Origin of the sequence: Salinisphaera sp. S4-8 (genome assembly GCF_040361235.1) — a bacterium.
In the GTDB taxonomy this organism is placed as follows: domain Bacteria; phylum Pseudomonadota; class Gammaproteobacteria; order Nevskiales; family Salinisphaeraceae; genus Salinisphaera.
Window position 1 is genome coordinate 99,504 of record NZ_APNF01000010.1, and the last position, 17,521, is coordinate 117,024.

Genomic DNA, 17,521 nt, shown 5'->3' on the forward strand with positions numbered 1-17,521 from the left:
TATCGAGACACCCGATGTCGAAATCCCTGCAGGAACAATTGCTGCAAGCCGGTCTTGCCAAACCCAAGCAGGCCAAGAAGGCTCGCCGTGACAAGACCCGCCAGGCCCAGGCCGCGCGCCGCGATCCGAAAAAAGCACAGGAACAGGATCAGGTGGCACGCGAAGTCGCCGCCAAAGAGGCCGGCAAACGCGACTACGACCGGCGCCTGAACGAACAGCGCAAGGCCCAGCGCGAAGCCCAGGAACGCCAGCAGAAAGCGGTGCAGATCATCGAGCGCAATCGCGTGGCCGCCGAAGGCGACAACGAGCAAGCCGTGGCCTACAACTACAACGTCAACGGCAAGATCAAGCGGCTGATGGTCAGCGACAGCCAGCGCAAGGCCCTGGCGGCGGGACGTATGGCCATCGTGCGTTATCAGGGCAAGACGTCGCTGGTGAGCGCCGAGGTCGCCAAACGCCTTGAGCCGCTCATCCCCAATCGGATCTGGCTGGCGACGCCGGCCGACGACACGCCGGACCCGGATGATCCCTATGCCGACTACCAGGTGCCCGACGATCTGATGTGGTAGCCGTGCGTTACGGCATGGGCGACGGCGGCGATGCCTGATATCGCCGCGCTGCGCCAGATCGGCTGGCCCTATGCAACGACGCGAGCAGCCGACGGGCCGTGGGCCGCGCTGCAGAGCGAATATTCGCTGGCCCGCCCGGCCCGCGTGGTCGAACAGCATCGCAGCGGCTACCTCGTGGCCGAAGATATCGAGCGCAGCTACCCGGTGGAATCGCTGCCGGACTGGCAGCGCCCGCGCCTACACGCCGAACAACGCCCCGCCGTGGGCGACTGGCTGCTGGTAACCGGCGGCGAGGAAAGTCTGGCCCGGGCGCTCGCCCTGCTGCCACGGCGTAGCGCGATCAAACGCAGCAGCGCCGGCAAGCACTACGGCCAACAGATCATCGCCGCGAATATCGATATCGTATTCATCGTCTCCAGTCTGGATGGCGACTTCAATATCCGCCGTATCGAACGCTATTTGTTACTGGTGGGCGGCGGCGCACAGCCGGTGGTGGTACTCACCAAGGCCGATATCGCCGACGATCACGACCCGGGCGTCATCGCGCGCGCGACCAACGCCCTCGCCGCCCTGGGCGTTGCGGTGTGTACGCTCAACGCACGCGATCCTGCGAGCGTGGACGTGCTCAAGCGCTGGCTCGCGCCGGGCATTACCGCGGTGCTGGTCGGCAGTTCCGGGGTCGGCAAGTCCACGCTCACCAACACCCTAACCGGCGAACAGGTCATGAAAACCGGCGCGGTACGCACGAGCGATGCGCGTGGACGCCATACCACCACCCACCGGTGCCTGATCGCGCTTGCCGGCGATGCCTGCCTGATCGACACCCCCGGCATGCGGGAACTCAAGCCCACCGGCGAGGAAGACCTGCGCGAAGACGGCTTTGCCGATATCGAGGCGCTCGCCCTGGAATGCAGGTTTCGCGATTGCCGGCATATCGGCGAACCGGGTTGCGCGATCCGGGCCGCGATCGACACAGGCGAACTCGATGCTGCCCGCTTCGAAAACTATCGCAAGCTGGGTAGCGAAATCGGCCAGGCCGCGGCGCAACTCGCCAGCCGGAATACACGAAACAGCGGCCCCAGGAAACCATCGCGCACGGCCAAGCGGCGCAAGCGCCCACGCTGAGCCACGCTACGGTAACGCGCGTTATCCGGCGCCTGGTACGCCGTTTACACAGTAGGCGTTTCGGCAGGGTCTTTGGCCAGCCTTGTCCGCCAATGGCTTTGTGCTTAGCGGCTTCGGCGAGGAAAACGCGCTTGCCTTACAGGCCGGCCGACCGTTTATAGTGCAACCAGTATTCGGGGCACACGACACGAGCACCAGAAAACCGCCTCGTTGTCGTACTAGGGGATCATCGAGATGTTGAATCGTCATACAGCGTCGGCGCGCGTATTGGTCGCGCTCGTCATCGGTTTGTTGCTACTGGCCGGCTGTGCCACGGAATCGCATCGGAGCGTGCAGCCGGAAACGGTCGCCAGCTACGGCACGGCCTATAACGGGCCGCGCTATGTGCTCGTGGTCGGCAATTTTCAAAATCGCTCGACCTACCGTCAGGGCCTGTTCAGCGATGGCACCGATCGTCTCGGCAGCCAGGCCAAGACCATTCTCAAGACGCATCTGCAACAGACCAACCGCTTTGCCGTGGTCGATCGCGACAACATGAGGCAGATCGCCGAAGAAGCCCGCATTCGCGGCCAGCAGCAAACACTCAAGGGCGCCCAGGTCGCAATCGCCGGCGATGTCACCGAGTTCGGCCGGCGTACCACCGGCGACATGCAGCTGTTCGGCATTCTCGGCGCCGGCAAGACACAACTCGCCTATGCCAAGGTCGCACTCAACGTGGTCGATGTCTCGACATCGGAAATCATCTATTCGGTTCAGGGCGCGGGTGAATACGAACTCAGCAATCGTCAGGTCGCCGGCTTTGGCGGCACGGCCGGCTACGACGCCACGCTCAACGGCAAGGTGCTCAATCTCGCCATCACCGAGGCCGTGAACAAGCTCACCCAGGCCATGGAAAATGGCGCCTGGTCGCCGGTGCGTGGCTCATGAGCGGCGCACGAACATACCGTGGTTACACCAGCGCAGCGGCCGCCGTGCTGGCCACGCTGGTACTGTCCGGCTGCGTGACCCAGCCCGAGCCGCTCTATCGCTGGGGCGAATACGAACAGTTGATCTATACGATGTATACCCAGCCGGGCGCGGCTGAACCCGGCCTGCAGGTACAGAAACTACAGGCGGATATCCAACGCAGCGAAGCCGAGGGCAAGCGCGTGCCGCCGGGCGTCCATGCCCAGCTGGGCTACATGCAGTACATGCAGGGCAACGAGGCCGCCGCCGTCGACCAGTTCGCGATCGAACGCCGCCTCTATCCCGAGTCCAGCGCATTCATGACGACGTTCATCGAACGCATCGAGACCGGGAGCTGACATGATTCGACGCTATCTCGCTTTTTGTGCCGCGCTCGCGGGCGCACTGCTGGCAACCGGCTGTGCGACCTCACCCGGCTACGATTACAGCGCCTATCGTGCCGATCCGCCGCGTTCGATTCTGGTGTTGCCACCGGTCAACAATTCCGTTGACGTGGAGGCGCCCTATGTCTACCTGTCGACCGTGACCCGCCCGTTGGCAGAAGCCGGCTATTACGTCTATCCGGTGGCCGTGGTGGATGCCTTCATGAAGGAAAACGGGATCTCGGAGCCGGCCGAGATGCAGTCGGTACCGCTGGACAAGATCGACCGGATCATCGGCCCGGATGCCGTGCTCTATACCACCATCGAAGATTGGGGCCAGAAGTATCACGTGCTCTCGTCGGATACGACCGTCGATGTATCGGCACGGCTGATCGATGCCGATACCGGCACCCTGCTCTGGGATGGCTCGGCGCGGGCGGTCGAAGGCTCGAACAACAATCAGGGCGGTCTGCTGGGTGCGGTGATCGTCGCCCTGGTCGAACAGATCGTGGATACCAGCGCCGGGCGTACGCGCGAAGTCGCACGGATGGCGAATTTCAATATGGTGGGCGATCGTAGCGAGGGGCTGCCGCTGGGGCCTTACAACCCCGACCACGTCACCGACCCGCGTCGCCAGTAAACCCGGGTCGGCGCGCGCGTCTGGCGCAACGGCGAGCGACGCGATAAATTCAGTTCAGGCCCGAACCCGTGTGAATCGTATGCGCTCGAAAATCACCACTGCCCTGTCGATTGCCATACTCGCCAGTGTGGCTGCTAGCAGCTTCGCGCAGTCAACGTCGTCCGTCGAATCCGCCCGTGCGGACGGGACCGGCGATATCCGTATCGCTGACAAGTTCCGCCAGCTCGATCGTAATGACGACGGGTTACTCAGCCGCGAAGAAGCGCAGGCGGATTACGAAATCGGTAATCTCTACGATTCCTTCGATACCTCGGCCACGATCGAAAACGCAGACAAGAACAGTTCGGCCGATGGCATTACCCGCGAACAGTTCGAGGCCGGCATGCAGGCGCTGGCCAAGGGCGGCACCATCGGCCCCGCCGCTTCCGGCGGCGAGACGATTCTGGTCTTTCCCGACGGCACTATGGAACGGGTCAAGGGCACGGGTATTCAACCCAAAAAGCCCGGCCAATAGCGAGTCGGCGATACGAATCCGCCGGTTTCATGCCGGCGGATTCGTTTTCCTTAGCGCTATGCGCGCTCAATAACCGCTGGCGCGGGCGAAACGCTCGGTACAGAAATTGGCATCGCCAAGCAGTTCGCTGGCAGCACGGGCGCGTTTCATGAAGAAACCGATATCGAACTCATCGGTCATGCCCATGCCGCCGTGCATCTGCACACCTTCGGCACTGCCCAGACGCGCCGTTTCGGCCGCACGGGCCTTGGCCGCGAGGATCTGCTTGCCGGCATCCGGGGCCTGTGTATCGAACGCTGCAAGCGCCTGAAACGCCATCGCTTCGCTGATCTCGATTTCCACCGACAGATGCGCAGCCCGGTGCTGGAGCGCCTGAAACGCACCGATCGGCTGACCGAACTGCTTGCGTTCGCGCAGATACGACAAGGTGCGTTCGAACACCGCCCGAGCCAGGCCGACCAGTTCCATGGCCAGCATCGCACGACCGGCATCGAGCACGGTATCCAGTACCGCCTCGTCGCCATCGAGCAACTGACCGCTCGCGCCGTCCAGGTGAACATCCGCCATGCTGCGGGTATCCAGCGACACCACCGGCTCGATATCCACGCCGGCATCCGCGGCCTCGATGGCGAACAGGCGCGGCTTATCGTCCAGCATGGCGCTGGCGATGAGCACATCCGCATTCGCCGCATCGAGCACGAGCGTCTTGTAGCCGGTAATCGTATAGCCGTCGCCGGAAGCTGTGGCCTGGGTGGATACGCGCTCGGGCCGATGCTTGGCATGCTCGTCGACGGCCAGCGCCATGATGCATTCACCGGAGGCGATCCCGCCAAGCCAGCGGCTTTTCTGTGCTTCGTTGCCGGCACGGCTGATCGCCAGCGCGCCCAGCACGGCCGTCGACAGAAACGGCGTGAGCGCGAGCCGGCGGCCGACTTCCCGTGCGACCAGCCCCGCGCTGACCAGGCCGAAATCCATGCCTCCGTGGTCCTCGGGCACGAGAATACCGGTCAGCCCGGACTCCACCATCGCCTGCCAGAGCTCGCGATCGTAATCACTACCGTGGCTGCCCGCACGAATGGCGCGCAACGTATCCACACTCGCCTTGTCGGCAAAAAGACGCTCGGCCAGATCCGCGAGCATCTGTTGTTCTTCGTTCAGAATCATGGGAATGCCTCGCTAACCTTTGGGGAGTTCGAGCACGGCCGAGGAGATGATGCCCAGCATGATCTCCGAGGTGCCGCCTTCAATGGAGTTGCCTTTCGAACGCAACCACTCGCGTGCATAACGCCCGCCTTGGGTGCGTTGGCTGTCCCATTCCAGGCCCTGGCCGCCCATGGCGTCCATCATCAGGTTGTAGCGACGCTTGTTCAGCTCGGTGCCGTAATACTTGAGCATCGCCGAGCGTGCGCCCACGCCCTCGCCCGCTTCTGCCTTGGCGCGGGTGTGTTCCACCAGGGCACGAAATGCCATGGCGTCGATCTCCAGGCGCGCGATATCCGCACGCAGCATCGGATCGTCGAGCCGGCCCTGCGCATCCGCGCCCACAGCTTCGAGCGCCATCTTGGCCAGATCGCGGCCCTTGAGCAGACCCGGCGGCTCACCGCCAATATTGTCGCGCTCGTGGGTAAGCAGATACTTGGCGATCGTCCAGCCCTGGTTGAGCTCGCCCACGAGATTGGCACGCGGTACGCGTACGTCGTCGAAAAAGGTCTCGCAGAACGGCGACTCGCCGGAAATCAGCTGAATCGGCCGGGTCGATACGCCCGGGGTCTGCATATCCAGCAGGATGAAGGAAATGCCCGCCTGCTTCTTGGCGTTCGGATCGGTACGCACCAGACAGAACATCTTGTCGGCGCGGTCGGCATAGGAGGTCCAGATCTTGCGGCCGTTGACCACGAAATGGTCGCCGTCGATTTCCGCCGATGTTTTCAGGCTGGCCAGATCCGAGCCGGCATTGGGCTCGGAATAGCCCTGGCACCAGCGGATTTCGCCACGGGCGATCGCCGGCAGGTGCTCGCGTTTTTGTTCTTCGGAGCCGAACTTCAGCAGCGCCGGGCCCAGCATCCAGAAGCCGAAGTTGCTGACCGGGCTGCGCGCGTTGATGCGCTTCATCTCGGCTTTGAAGATGTCGTGCTCGGCCGGGCTCATGCCGCCGCCGCCATATTCGATCGGCCAGGCCGGCGCAGTCCAGCCCTTGGCGACCATGCGCTCGAACCAGACCCGCTGGGCGTCGGAGGCGAATTCCCACTGGCGCCCGCCCCAGACGTGGTCCTTGTCGGAGGCCAGCGGCTGGCGCATTTCCTCCGGACAGTTTTCTTCCAGCCAGGACCGAACCTCGGCCCTGAATGCCTCCATATCGCGCATGCGCCACCTGTTTATTTTGGAAACCTGCGATCTATTCAAGATCGGAGGTTCTTTTGTGAAACGAGATTTCAGGAATGCGAAGTATCTGGCGACAACACCAGTCGGTCAACCGTTCACACGGTAGGCCACGTTACCGTGACCGGGCCGAGTGATCGGCCATATGGGCGCCGCGCTCGCCCGCCGGACGCGGCGCGTTCACGGTCGTATCCTCTGCAACCTCGTATTCCATCTGGGCATTGAACTCGGCGCCCACCAGCACCGTGACCACGGTGACGTAAATCAGCGTCAGCAGGATCACCACGGCACTCAGCGAACCGTACAGGGCGGTATACGAGTTCGAATACGCCATGAACCAGGAAAACAGCAGCGAACCCACGGTCCAGAACGTAACAACGACCGCAGCACCCGCGCCGACCCAGCGCCAGCGTGGCGGGCGTCGATCCGGCGCCCAGCGATAGAGTGCCGCCAGACCGAACAACAAAATCAACCCGCCGACCGCCATGCCCGCGGCGCGCACCGCTTCGACCTGCCACAGACTCCAGTCCAGGCGCGAAGCGGCCACGGGCAGGCCGATCGCCAGCACGGCAGTAATCGTCAGACCGATGATCACCGCGATCGCCACCAGCAACGACTTCAGCAGCCGCCACCAGGTACCACGCTCGCTATCCTCGTGGTAGGCCGTATTCAGCGCGAGCAGCAGCGCCGCCACGCCCTGCTGGGCACACCACACCGCGACCACGAGACTGAATGCACCCGCAGCCACGAGCTTGGGTAACGAACGGCTGGATACCGAACGCATCTGGTCGACCAGCGACAACACCACATCCGCCGGCACGAAGCCCTGGAGCGCGCGCATGTCCTGGACCATCGCACGCGGGTCGGCGATCAGCCCGTAGAGGGCAACAAAGGCCGCCAAGGCCGAAAACACCGCGAACAGGGCAAGAAAGGACACGCCTGCGGCTGTAATGGTCATATCGTGGCGGTTGAATTCGCGACTGACCCTTCGCACGATCGCCCACCAGCCGCGCCAACCGATCTGCACCGGCCCACGGGCATTACGGGGCCCGGTCTGCGAACGATGTCGATGTGAATCGGACATAGGCGAATCCGTTATCGGGCGCCCGCTGTCCCAACGAAAGCGAACACCGTAACGCGTATGAATCGTGGCAGCATAACCGCCGCAGGCGTTGTTGAATATCGACCCAGGGTTGCGACAGTGAACGACACGACACACAGCATTTTCGAACGCGACGGCGACTATTTTGTGCCGACCCGACTCGCCCGCGGCCCCTGGGACGAAAACGCCCTGCATGGCGGCGCGCCGGCTGCCCTGCTGGCGCATGTGGCCGAACAGACCGCGGGCGCCGAATTCACGCTCGCTCGCCTGACGATCGAACTCACCCGCCCGGTGCCGTTGGCAGCACTGCGCGTAAAAGCCGAGGCCAGTCGCGGGCGCAGCGCGCGCCGGATAACCCTGCAAATGGAACACGACGGCGCGCCGGTTGCCCGCGCAATTGCCGTCATGCTGTGCGAACAACCCGTGGCCGTACCGCCACAGCCAGACAAGACGCTGGAACCGGCGCCCGCCGATTGCGACGGCGGTTTCGATATAGCCGGCATGCCACGCGGTGCCTTCTTTCATGAGCAGGGCATGGAAATTCGCCTGGCCCGTGGCAGTACCCGTGAAGCCGGGCCGGCAGCGGCCTGGCTACGACTGCGCGTTCCGGCGATCGACGGTATCGCGACCACCGGCGCCATGCGCGCGGCGGCGGCCGCCGATTTCGGCAACGGCCTGAGCTGGGTACTGCCCTTCGACCGCTACCTGTTTACCAACACCGATCTGACCGTCTATCTACATCGCATGCCGGCAGGCGAATGGGTCGGCGTGGACGCGCAAACCATCGCCCAGCCCAGCGGCATCGGTTTGAGCAGCGCCACGCTTTACGACACCAGCGGCGTGATCGGCCACGCACACCAGAATCTGCTGATTCGCAAACGCTAGCATGTCGCGCCGGCGGCGTGGCGCGACGCCCGAGCCCATCGAACGTACGTTCGATTTCCCTTGCCCACGGGCCTGCGAGCTTCTAAGGTGCAGGACACTTGTTTAGCCAAGAGCGCGTTATTTCATGAGTGCGACCGATCAGAATCGTCAATTTCGTCTTGCCGAACGTCCGCAGGGCCTGCCCAAGCATAGTGACTGGGACCTGGTCAGCGAGGCCATCGGCGAGCCCGGCAACGACGAGATCCTCGTCGCTGTCGAATATATTTCGCTGGACCCGGCCATGCGCGGCTGGATGAACGCCGGCAAGTCCTATATCAAGCCCGTGGAAATCGGCGAAGTGATGCGTGCCGGCACCGCCGGGATCGTGCTCAAGTCCAACCACGCCGACTTTGCCGAGGGCGACAAGGTGACCGGCAACTTCGGTGTGCAGACCCATGCTGTGGTCGCCGGGCGCGATGCGCGCAAGGTCGACACCCGCCTGGCCGAGCTGCCGGCCTATCTCGGTGTATTGGGCATGCCGGGCATGACCGCCTACTTCGGTTTGCTGGATGTCGGCGGTATCACCGAAGGCGAAACCGTGGTGGTGTCGGCGGCCTCCGGCGCGGTCGGCGCGCTGGTCGGCCAGATCGCCAAACTCAAGGGCGCGCGCGTGGTCGGCATCGCCGGCGGCGCGGAGAAATGCCGCTATGTCAGCGAAGACCTCGGCTTCGATGCAGCCATCGACTACAAGAACGAAAACGTCTACAAGGCAATGAAGCAACACTGCCCCGAGGGCATTAATGTGTTCTTCGACAACGTCGGTGGCGAGATCCTGGACTACGCCCTGGCCAATCTGGCCCTTAAGGGACGCATCGTGATCTGTGGTGCGATCTCGCAGTACAACGCCACCGACGGCATGTATGCGCCCAAGAACTACATGTCGTTGCTGGTCAACCGCGCCCGTATGGAAGGCTTCGTGGTGTTCGACTATGCCGATCGCTACGGCGAGGCCGCCAAGGCCCTGGCCGGCTGGCTGTCCGAAGGCAAGATCCAGCATCGAGAGGATATCGTGGAAGGCTTCGAAAACTTCCCGGATACGCTGCTCAAGCTCTTCGAAGGCAGCAACTTCGGCAAACTGGTGCTCAAGGTCTGACCATGCGCCGGCATTCGCCTCGCCGCCATAGCGCGCGAGGCGAACGCCCAGGCGTCGAGCGAGTCGTTCTGCGCCTGTCGGAAACAGCGCCTCGGGGCCATGGCTCGTACACGAGCGCGCCAAGCTCTATAGTCCGTGCTATCGACTACGCGCGACCTTGAGCCCATGAATCGCAGACCCGCCCATCGCGGCGAACGATCGATCCCTGCCAGCCGCGCATGAGAGAGCGCCGGTTGCAGTTCGATCGGCTATGGGCGGGCCTGAAGCCCGGCGGCTACCCACCCGATGCGCTCGTCGCGGATCTGCTCGCCGCGCTCGTGGTCACCACCCTGCTCATCCCGCAGGCGCTGGCTTATGCGTTGCTCGCCGGCATGCCACCCGAAACCGGGCTGTATGCCAGCATGCTGCCCTTGGTGGCCTATGCCATCTTCGGACGCAGCCGTACGCTGGCCGTGGGCCCGTTCGCGGTGGTTTCGATCATGACCGCAGCGGCGGCGGCCCAGGTGGCGGCCCATACCGATATCGATAGCACCAGCGCGGCCATTACCCTCGCCCTGCTTTCCGGCGTCATGCTCATGACCATGGGCACGCTGCGCCTGGGCTTTCTGATCAACTTCCTCAGCCGGCCGGTGATTTACGGGTTTATCGCGGCCTCGGGCGTGTTGATCGCGGCCAGTCAGTTCGGCCGCCTGCTCGGCGTGCCGGCCAGCGGCCAGACCCTGTGGGCAATCGTCGAAGCCCTCTGGCAACATCGCGCGGCGTTCGAACCGCTGACCGTGCTCCTCGCTGGCGCCTGTCTGGCCTGGCTCATCGCGACCCGCTGGTATCTGGCCGCCTTGTTGAGCGCGCTCGGCATAGGCGAAACCACCGCTGGCCTGCTCGGCCGTACCGGCCCGATTCTGCTCGTGCTGGCGAGCACTGCCGCGAGTGCCGCATTCGATTTCGACGGTCACGGCATCGCCACCGTGGGCAAGGTGACAGCTGGTCTGCCCGCGCTGGCCCTGCCGTTGCCGCCGATCGCATCGCTGCAGTATCTGTGGTTGCCCGCGCTTTTGATCAGCATCGTGACGTTTGCCGAGTCGGTGTCCATGGCCCAGACCCTGGCCGGCCCCCGCAACGAGCAGGTCGCGCCCAATCGCGAACTGGCCGGGCTGGGCGCGGCCAATATGGTGTCGGCCCTGTCCGGCGCGTTTCCGGTAAGCGCCAGTCTGTCGCGCTCGGTCGTCAACGACGAAGCCGGGGCCCGCACCCGCGCCGCCGGGGCGCTGACCGCGGTCGGCGTGGCCGCCAGCGCGTTGTTTCTGATGCCGCTGCTGGCCTATCTGCCACTGGTCACGCTCTCGTGCATCATCATCGTGGCCGTGCAGAGCCTGATCGGCACCGGCTCGTTTATCCGCGCCTGGCGTTATAGCCGGCAGGACGGCTTCGCCCAGCTCGCGACCTTTGCAGTCACGCTGATTCTAGGCGTGAGTGGCGGGCTGATGATCGGTGTGGCGTTGTCGCTGGTGATCTATATCTATCGTACGTCGAAACCGCACTATGCCATCGTCGGCCTGATGCCGAATTCTGAACATTTTCGCAATGTTCGTCGTCACGGTGTCCAAACCGCCGAACACGTCACGATTTTGCGTATCGACGAAAGTCTTTATTTCGGCAACGCCCGTTTTTTCGAGCAGGTGGTCGACGAGATTCGCCGCCAGCAACCGGGTCTGACCGATCTGGTGCTGATGTGTCCGGCAGTCAATTTCATCGATTATTCAGCCCTGGAGAGCCTGGAGCTGATCAGCGACAAGCTCGAACGCCACGGCGTACGACTGCATCTGGCCGAGGTCAAGGGCCCGGTCATGGACCGGCTCCAGCACACCGCATTTCTAAAGCGACTCAACGGTAACGTCTTCTTGAGCACCTACGACGCCTGGCGCACGCTGGTGCAAGACACGCCATCCAGTCGCTGATGGCAACGTAACGGGCTGTCCTCAAGCCGGTAGATTGTCCGCGAATGAACGCGAAAACACGCGAATAAGGCAAAGACGGATTGCGCTAAAGACAATCCGCAGACGCAGCACGCTGTATTCGCATTTCGGTCCTCGACTGTGTGACGGCTTCGTTCTTCAAGAGCAACCACAGATTTCGCAGATTCCGCAGATGAAAAAGCGCGCGGCCGGTGCGCTACATCACAGCGAACGAACGCGGTTTCTTATTCTTCTTCTTCGATCTGTGTAATCTGCGGAGACATGACTTCCGGAACCGTGTACATGCGCGCGTTCGTCGATGAGCTGGGAAACAAGCGCGACCCTTTACGCGTCGATACGCTGTTGCAAGGCCATTGCCGCCTGCGGGGCACGCACCTTGCCTTCGCGTATGAAATAGGCGAATACATCCTTGGGTTTCGCCGTACTCGGACTCGCCTGCGTATCGAAACAGGGCAAATCCTGGGGCTGGCTGCCCTCGGCCCAGTTTCGCAAGCGCGTAGCCCAGTCATCGAGCGCGGCCGGCGAATAGCCGGTATTGCAGTCATTGTCGCCACGCTGTAGCCTTGCGTAGACAAAATCCGGCGCGGTGGTATCGGCGATCGCCGGGTAGTCGTCGCTATCGGCATAGACGATCGCCACGCCGGCCGCGCGACACAGAGCAATCGCCTCGCTACAGGCGAAGCTGTCATGCCGCAGTTCCACGGCATGGCGCAAACCCATGCCGTCGACCGAATCCGGCAGGGCGTCGAGGAAGGCGCCGAATTCGTCTGCTGCGAATGGCTTGGTCGGCGGCAGCTGCCACAGAATCGGGCCAAGCCGATCGCCCAGCGCTACGATGCCGGAGTTGACGAAACGCGCGATGCCCTCGCCGGCCTCGTCGAGGTGCTTGCGGTTGACCACATAGCGCGGCGCCTTGAGCGAAAAGACAAAACCATCCGGTACCGCCTGCGCCCAGCGTTCGAAGGTGGCCGGCTTCTGCGTACGGTAATAGGTGCCGTTGATCTCGATAGTCGCGAGCTGGCCCGCGGCATAGGCCAACTCATCCTTCTGGGCCAAATCGGGCGGGTAGAAGCTGCCCCGCCACGGTTTGTAGGTCCAGCCACCGATGCCGGTACGAATACGATATGCCGCGCTCACCATCAATCAGTCGTCGTTGTGCCTGCACACAACCTACACCAGACCGACATGCTCGATCAGAATGGCTGTGCCGATACCGATCAACACAAAGCCCCCAAACCCTTCGGCGTAGCGCGGCACGCGCTTGCCGGCCACGCCACCGAGCATGAAGCCCAGACAGGTCATCGCAAAGGTGGTGGCGCCGATGATCAGCACCGCAGGCACGATCGGTACCCCGAGCACCAACAAGGGCATGCCGACCGCGGCGGCATCGATACTCGTACCCAGCGCCAGTAGCAGCATACGGGCCGTACTGGCGGGGGCGGTCGATGCGCTTTGCCTGCCGCCAGAACGCACGGCCTCGTAGATCATTTTCGTACCGATACCCAGCAACAGCACGAAGGCGATCCAGTGATCGACCGCCGCGATCATGGACCCCAGAGCCAGCCCCAAAGACCAGCCGATGAGCGGCAACAACGCTTCCAGGGTCCCGAAATAAAACGCGACCCGTAGCGCTTCGGTCATCGGCGTATGACGTTGCCGTGCGCCCTGGGTTACCGAAGCCGCAAAGGCATCCATCGACAGGCTTAGCCCCAAGGAAAAAGATGTAACGAGTGACATGGCCTATCCCGCTTCTTCGCGGCAGCTCGGACGGCGGCGAGATTAATTCAAACCCTCGTGAAAACAAGTTTTTACGCTCGACTCATATATTCAGCCTATGCTCAGAAACGCTACCGCGCGTCGATAATCCGTCCTCTTTTCATGGGTTTGGCCGGCACCACCCGGCCGCAAACCGGCAAGCGCGGTAGCGAAAAGCAGTGACGCGGGCATGCGGGCGCGCAAAAACCGCGCAGCCGCGATGTCCCCACCACGTGGTGCCCGTGCGCACAGGGCACCGCGCGGTTGTACTCCCGCCATCGACGCCGCAGAATCTGCGCCTTCTTTCGCCAACGAAACCCGCTTCCGTGATCAGCTATCGTCGCCGCGAACGTGTGATTGCTGCCGGTCTGACAGCCCTGTCCGGCTATGTCGATGCCATGGGTTTTATCGCCCTGGGCGGTTACTTCGTCTCTTTCATGAGCGGCAATTCCACGCGCCTGGGTGTCGGGCTTGAAAGCGCCTGGTCGAAAGCGGCGCTGCCAGCGGCCTTGATCGGCCTGTTCGTCGCCGGCGTGATGCTGGGCACGCTCATCGGCCAGCGGGCGCGCCACCGGCGCCCGAGCGCGGTGGTGGCGGTCGTCGCCTTGCTGCTGGGCATCGCCGCAATATGCCACGACGTGGGCCTGGGCACGCTTGCCATCATGTGCATGGCGCTGGCCATGGGGGCTGAAAACACGGTGTTCGAGCGCAACGGCGAGGTCACCATCGGTTTGACCTATATGACCGGCACGCTGGTCAAACTCGGCCAACGTATTACAGCCGCCCTGCTCGGCCAGGGCGATCGCCTGGCCTGGGCCTGGTATCTCATGCTCTGGCTGGGCCTGGTCATGGGCACGCTGATCGGCACGCGTGTCTATACCCTCATCGGCCTCGATGGGCTCTGGTTCGCCGCGCTGGCCGCGGCCGCGCTCGGCCTTGCGGCGCATCGCTATATCAATGCCGACGAGGGCGTTGGCGCCTCGGCACAGCGTTAGCACCAAGCCGACATGCTGCCCATGCGCGCTTGAATTGGATAAACCTATGGGTTATTCCTAAGTCCGCGCCGCGCAGCGCCGATACCGCCCACTACATGCCAAGCGTATTGCCATGTCGCATTGCAACCGTGTTTGAATTGCGTGCCGATCCCAATCGCGGGCCCGCATCCCACGCCTGGGCGCCGGGCCAGGATGCCGCAACCGGGCCTGACAAACGTTCGGCCTGGGGCATGCGTGCCTTTGTCCGGCGTGTTGGTGTATGGCGCGCCACGGCGGTGGTCACCTTCGTCACCACCCTGGTGGCGTTCGCGGTCACCGGTATCAGCATGGAACTGGCGGGCTTGCCACACGGCGCAATCGGTTATGTAATCGCGCTGGCCTGCTCGCTGACGATCATGCCGGCGATGATGCTCACGCTGTTATCGCTGATCAAACGTCTCGATGTTGCCGAACACGAGCTCTATCGTCTGGCGCGCACCGACGAACTGACCGGCCTGCCCAATCGCCGTGTCCTGTTCGAAGCAGCCAACCGCGAATTGAACGCCGATACGCCGGTCGCGCTCTTGTTCATCGATATCGATCACTTCAAGCAGGTTAACGATACCTACGGCCATCGCGTGGGCGACATCATTCTGTGCCGCATGGCCAAGGCGATTGACCGCGCGCTGCACGCAAACGGCGTGCTGTGTCGATTCGGCGGCGAAGAATTCGCCAGTCTGCTACGCGATACCACGCCCCAGCGCGCGCAGGAGATCGCCGAGGCCCTGCGTCGGCATATCCAGCATATGCCGATCACGATCGGGGGCGATACACTGCATGTCACCCTGAGTATCGGTATCGCGACCGCGTCGGCGCCGCGCGCCAGCCATATCGCCGCGCTGATCGACCAGGCCGACAAGGCGGTCTACCAGGCCAAGCGCGCCGGGCGCAATCGAATCCAGCTGGCACGCGCAGCCTGACGTAATACGCACAGCTCGGTATCAATCCGGCACGAAAATAGACGCTTTTCGGGCGGCCAAAGCGCCTTCGCGCCGCCAGGGCCCGCGCAGCCATCGAATACAGCCGCCGATCCGCGGTTCTGATGCTGGATTGCCGCGTTCGCTAATTACCGGCGCGGGTATCGGCGTGAAGCGCCCGGGTCGATTCGAACCTGGCTTTCTGCGTGTCGTCGGCCGGTGTTTGATAGCGCTGTTTGAAGTCCGGATACGGCATGCCGTAGACATGCTCGCGCGCCTCGGCGTCCGTGATCGACGCCCCGCGTAGTTCGGCTTCGGCGCGATACCATTTCGACAGGCAATTGCGACAGAAACCTGCCAGATTCATGAGATCGATGTTCTGGACATCGCTGCGCTGTTGCAGATGCTTGATCAAACCACGAAAGGCCGCGGCTTCGGCTTCGATACGGGTCTGTTCGTCCATGAGTCAGCTCTTTGGGGTTAAGACGTGCCCGCGCCGCGTCAAAGCGCCATCGCGACACGATAAACATCGATTATAAAGACAGCGCCGCCGGCAGCGGTGGGCATGACCTTCGCTAGCGCGCTGTTCGTCTGAGCGCAGCGACAGCTTCAGCCAGCGCGCGTACCGACTCCGGCGCACAGCCTTCGGCCTTGTTATTGATGGTCACGAACGCCGGCTGGCCGTGGTCGACCGTGCCCGCGATCACCCGTGCAAGGGTATCGCGAGTGTGCGGATCGGGGTCGACGAGTTGATCAAACGGCGCATAGCGCTCGCGCGCGGCCTCGTAACCATAGTCGCCGTGGCTCGGGTTGAGATTCCAACGACACACGAACGGCCCCGGCCAGAGCTGGCGCAGAATCGGCAACTGTGCGTCCGGACTGGGCATGCGTGGATGCAGCCCCAGACAATACGTCGCACCGTGGGCCTTGAGCGCTGCCACGAACGCCGGCGTCAGCCATTGCGGATTGCGCACCTCGACGGCCACCACCGCCTCGGGCACCCGCGACTCGACCTCGCGCACGGCCTGTAGCAAGACGCGCAGCCGTGCGATCGCAGGGCCGATATCGGTCAACAAACGGCTTGGCAGCGGGCTGATCTGAAAAACCAGTGCGCCGAGCTTGTCGCCCAGCCCTGCACTCGCAGGCGCCACGAATTGTCGCCAGGCCAGCTCGGGATCGAGAAAATCCGGGTTTGCCTCCACCCCCTGGCCACCGGTCTGGCGAACGAGCGCATCGGTCACCTGCGCGGGCGCTTTAACCACGAAACGAAACCCCGTCGGTACCTGGTCTGCATAGTTCGCGTACTCGTCCACGCCGAGTGGTCGATAGAAGCTGCGATCCAGGCTGACGGCACCAAACAGCGGATGGCGCGCATAGGCAGGCAAACCCGCCCGGGAAAGCTGCTTTTCGCTATACAGTCGATCCCACACCCGATTCGCCCAACCGGGGAAATGCCAGGACGACGTGCCCAGGCGCAATCGTTGCGGCAGGTCGGCGGCCAGGCGTTCGAGCTCGACACCCGGCGATGCAGCGCCGACCCCGGCCGAGGCCGGCGGCGCATCGCCAAACAGCGAGCCGGTATGTGCGTCGTCGGCGTTCATGCTCGTCGATCAGGCATGCAGCGAGGCCCATACGCTCGACCCTGGCGACGCCCGGCATGCATCGGTTTCAGCCGCCCTCGCGGCCGGTATAGCGCTCGAAGTTGGCCATGCACTCGTCGAAATGGTCTTCGAACATCTTGCGATACTGGGCCGTGAAATATTCAATCGCATTGTCGCGCTCTGCGGCCATGTCTTGCGTGGTCTCGGCGGTCGCGGCCACCTGAAACGCGTTGAACCGGGCCGTGGCATACATCAGCGATGCGCTGACCTGCCCGGCCGATACGGTCTGCGACTGGCGGTTGGCGATATCGATCACTTCGTCCGCGCGGGCCCGAAATGCCGGAGATAGGCTTTTCCCGCTCATGGGCGTTTTGCCTTCGAAAATAGTGAATGGCGGCGCACAGGATACCGGAGACAACCGTGCGTAAAACGCTTTCGTATTTGTCGTGGTATAGCGCCCTGCACGTGTACGCCACGCGGGCCGCGCCGGCATCGAAAACAACGGCCTTAGCGTCTTGAGTTCGGCCATCACTGGCCAACGCCAGGAACATGTCGATAACTCAAGAA

19 protein-coding genes are annotated in these 17,521 nt (G+C 63.2%); 11 read left to right on the forward strand and 8 right to left on the reverse strand.

Annotation, left to right across the window (positions count from 1 at the left end; genetic code table 11):
• The first annotated feature begins 14 nt into the window (after positions 1–14).
• The 6 genes from S4A8_RS14930 to S4A8_RS14955 all read left to right on the forward strand — a co-directional run bounded on the left by S4A8_RS14930 (position 15) and on the right by S4A8_RS14955 (position 4,176).
• On the forward strand, positions 15–569 hold the full coding sequence (locus tag S4A8_RS14930) for a DUF2058 family protein (RefSeq protein WP_353179772.1): 555 nt from the start codon (positions 15–17) through the stop codon (positions 567–569).
• Positions 570–599: 30 nt separating this feature from the next.
• Complete coding sequence (gene rsgA, locus S4A8_RS14935; RefSeq protein WP_353220734.1) at positions 600–1,694, forward strand: ribosome small subunit-dependent GTPase A; 1,095 nt, start codon at positions 600–602, stop codon at positions 1,692–1,694.
• Between the two features lie 234 nt (positions 1,695–1,928).
• Entirely contained in the window at positions 1,929–2,621 is a 693-nt protein-coding gene (locus S4A8_RS14940) for a CsgG/HfaB family protein (RefSeq protein ID WP_353179768.1), read from the forward strand.
• Complete coding sequence (locus S4A8_RS14945; protein ID WP_353220735.1) at positions 2,618–2,998, forward strand: DUF4810 domain-containing protein; 381 nt, start codon at positions 2,618–2,620, stop codon at positions 2,996–2,998. The genes S4A8_RS14940 and S4A8_RS14945 overlap by 4 nt, the downstream gene beginning before the upstream one ends.
• A gap of 1 nt (position 2,999) precedes the next feature.
• Positions 3,000–3,662, forward strand: coding sequence for a DUF799 domain-containing protein (locus tag S4A8_RS14950; protein WP_353220736.1), 663 nt, complete (start codon positions 3,000–3,002; stop codon positions 3,660–3,662).
• Between the two features lie 79 nt (positions 3,663–3,741).
• The gene (locus S4A8_RS14955; RefSeq protein WP_353220737.1) at positions 3,742–4,176 is read left to right on the forward strand and encodes an EF-hand domain-containing protein; all 435 of its coding nucleotides are present in this window, start codon (positions 3,742–3,744) and stop codon (positions 4,174–4,176) included.
• Positions 4,177–4,242: 66 nt separating this feature from the next.
• Here the strand turns inward: S4A8_RS14955 and S4A8_RS14960 are convergent, their stop codons facing one another.
• From S4A8_RS14960 to S4A8_RS14970, 3 genes are all read right to left on the reverse strand, one after another.
• Complete coding sequence (locus S4A8_RS14960; RefSeq protein WP_353220738.1) at positions 4,243–5,340, reverse strand: acyl-CoA dehydrogenase family protein; 1,098 nt, start codon at positions 5,338–5,340, stop codon at positions 4,243–4,245.
• A 12-nt stretch (positions 5,341–5,352) separates the two neighbouring features.
• Positions 5,353–6,540 (reverse strand): acyl-CoA dehydrogenase family protein, encoded by a 1,188-nt coding sequence (locus S4A8_RS14965; RefSeq protein ID WP_353220739.1) that lies wholly within the window; start codon positions 6,538–6,540, stop codon positions 5,353–5,355.
• A 130-nt stretch (positions 6,541–6,670) separates the two neighbouring features.
• The gene (locus tag S4A8_RS14970) at positions 6,671–7,639 is read right to left on the reverse strand and encodes a YihY/virulence factor BrkB family protein (RefSeq protein WP_353220740.1); all 969 of its coding nucleotides are present in this window, start codon (positions 7,637–7,639) and stop codon (positions 6,671–6,673) included.
• A gap of 117 nt (positions 7,640–7,756) precedes the next feature.
• Here S4A8_RS14970 and S4A8_RS14975 point away from each other — a divergent pair, with 117 nt between their 5' ends.
• The 3 genes from S4A8_RS14975 to S4A8_RS14985 all read left to right on the forward strand — a co-directional run bounded on the left by S4A8_RS14975 (position 7,757) and on the right by S4A8_RS14985 (position 11,629).
• Positions 7,757–8,542: a thioesterase family protein gene (locus tag S4A8_RS14975; protein ID WP_353220741.1), complete on the forward strand. Its 786-nt coding sequence runs from the start codon at positions 7,757–7,759 to the stop codon at positions 8,540–8,542.
• Between the two features lie 124 nt (positions 8,543–8,666).
• Complete coding sequence (locus S4A8_RS14980; RefSeq protein WP_353220742.1) at positions 8,667–9,674, forward strand: NADP-dependent oxidoreductase; 1,008 nt, start codon at positions 8,667–8,669, stop codon at positions 9,672–9,674.
• A gap of 218 nt (positions 9,675–9,892) precedes the next feature.
• Positions 9,893–11,629: a SulP family inorganic anion transporter gene (locus S4A8_RS14985; protein WP_353220743.1), complete on the forward strand. Its 1,737-nt coding sequence runs from the start codon at positions 9,893–9,895 to the stop codon at positions 11,627–11,629.
• Between the two features lie 342 nt (positions 11,630–11,971).
• Here S4A8_RS14985 and S4A8_RS14990 read toward each other — a convergent pair whose 3' ends face one another.
• Both S4A8_RS14990 and S4A8_RS14995 read right to left on the reverse strand, forming a co-directional pair.
• Positions 11,972–12,787 (reverse strand): DUF72 domain-containing protein, encoded by an 816-nt coding sequence (locus tag S4A8_RS14990; RefSeq protein WP_353220744.1) that lies wholly within the window; start codon positions 12,785–12,787, stop codon positions 11,972–11,974.
• Positions 12,788–12,817: 30 nt separating this feature from the next.
• On the reverse strand, positions 12,818–13,384 hold the full coding sequence (locus tag S4A8_RS14995; RefSeq protein ID WP_353220745.1) for a manganese efflux pump MntP: 567 nt from the start codon (positions 13,382–13,384) through the stop codon (positions 12,818–12,820).
• A 344-nt stretch (positions 13,385–13,728) separates the two neighbouring features.
• Between S4A8_RS14995 and S4A8_RS15000 the strand changes: the two genes are divergently transcribed.
• Positions 13,729–14,397: a YoaK family protein gene (locus tag S4A8_RS15000; RefSeq protein ID WP_353220746.1), complete on the forward strand. Its 669-nt coding sequence runs from the start codon at positions 13,729–13,731 to the stop codon at positions 14,395–14,397.
• Between the two features lie 128 nt (positions 14,398–14,525).
• Positions 14,526–15,356 (forward strand): GGDEF domain-containing protein, encoded by an 831-nt coding sequence (locus tag S4A8_RS15005; protein WP_353220747.1) that lies wholly within the window; start codon positions 14,526–14,528, stop codon positions 15,354–15,356.
• Between the two features lie 142 nt (positions 15,357–15,498).
• Here the strand turns inward: S4A8_RS15005 and S4A8_RS15010 are convergent, their stop codons facing one another.
• The 3 genes from S4A8_RS15010 to S4A8_RS15020 all read right to left on the reverse strand — a co-directional run bounded on the left by S4A8_RS15010 (position 15,499) and on the right by S4A8_RS15020 (position 17,318).
• Positions 15,499–15,816: a DUF1244 domain-containing protein gene (locus S4A8_RS15010; protein ID WP_353220748.1), complete on the reverse strand. Its 318-nt coding sequence runs from the start codon at positions 15,814–15,816 to the stop codon at positions 15,499–15,501.
• Between the two features lie 112 nt (positions 15,817–15,928).
• Positions 15,929–16,954, reverse strand: coding sequence for a DUF72 domain-containing protein (locus tag S4A8_RS15015; RefSeq protein WP_353220749.1), 1,026 nt, complete (start codon positions 16,952–16,954; stop codon positions 15,929–15,931).
• 67 nt (positions 16,955–17,021) lie between these two features.
• Complete coding sequence (locus S4A8_RS15020) at positions 17,022–17,318, reverse strand: DUF3144 domain-containing protein (protein WP_353220750.1); 297 nt, start codon at positions 17,316–17,318, stop codon at positions 17,022–17,024.
• Positions 17,319–17,521 lie beyond the last annotated feature (203 nt).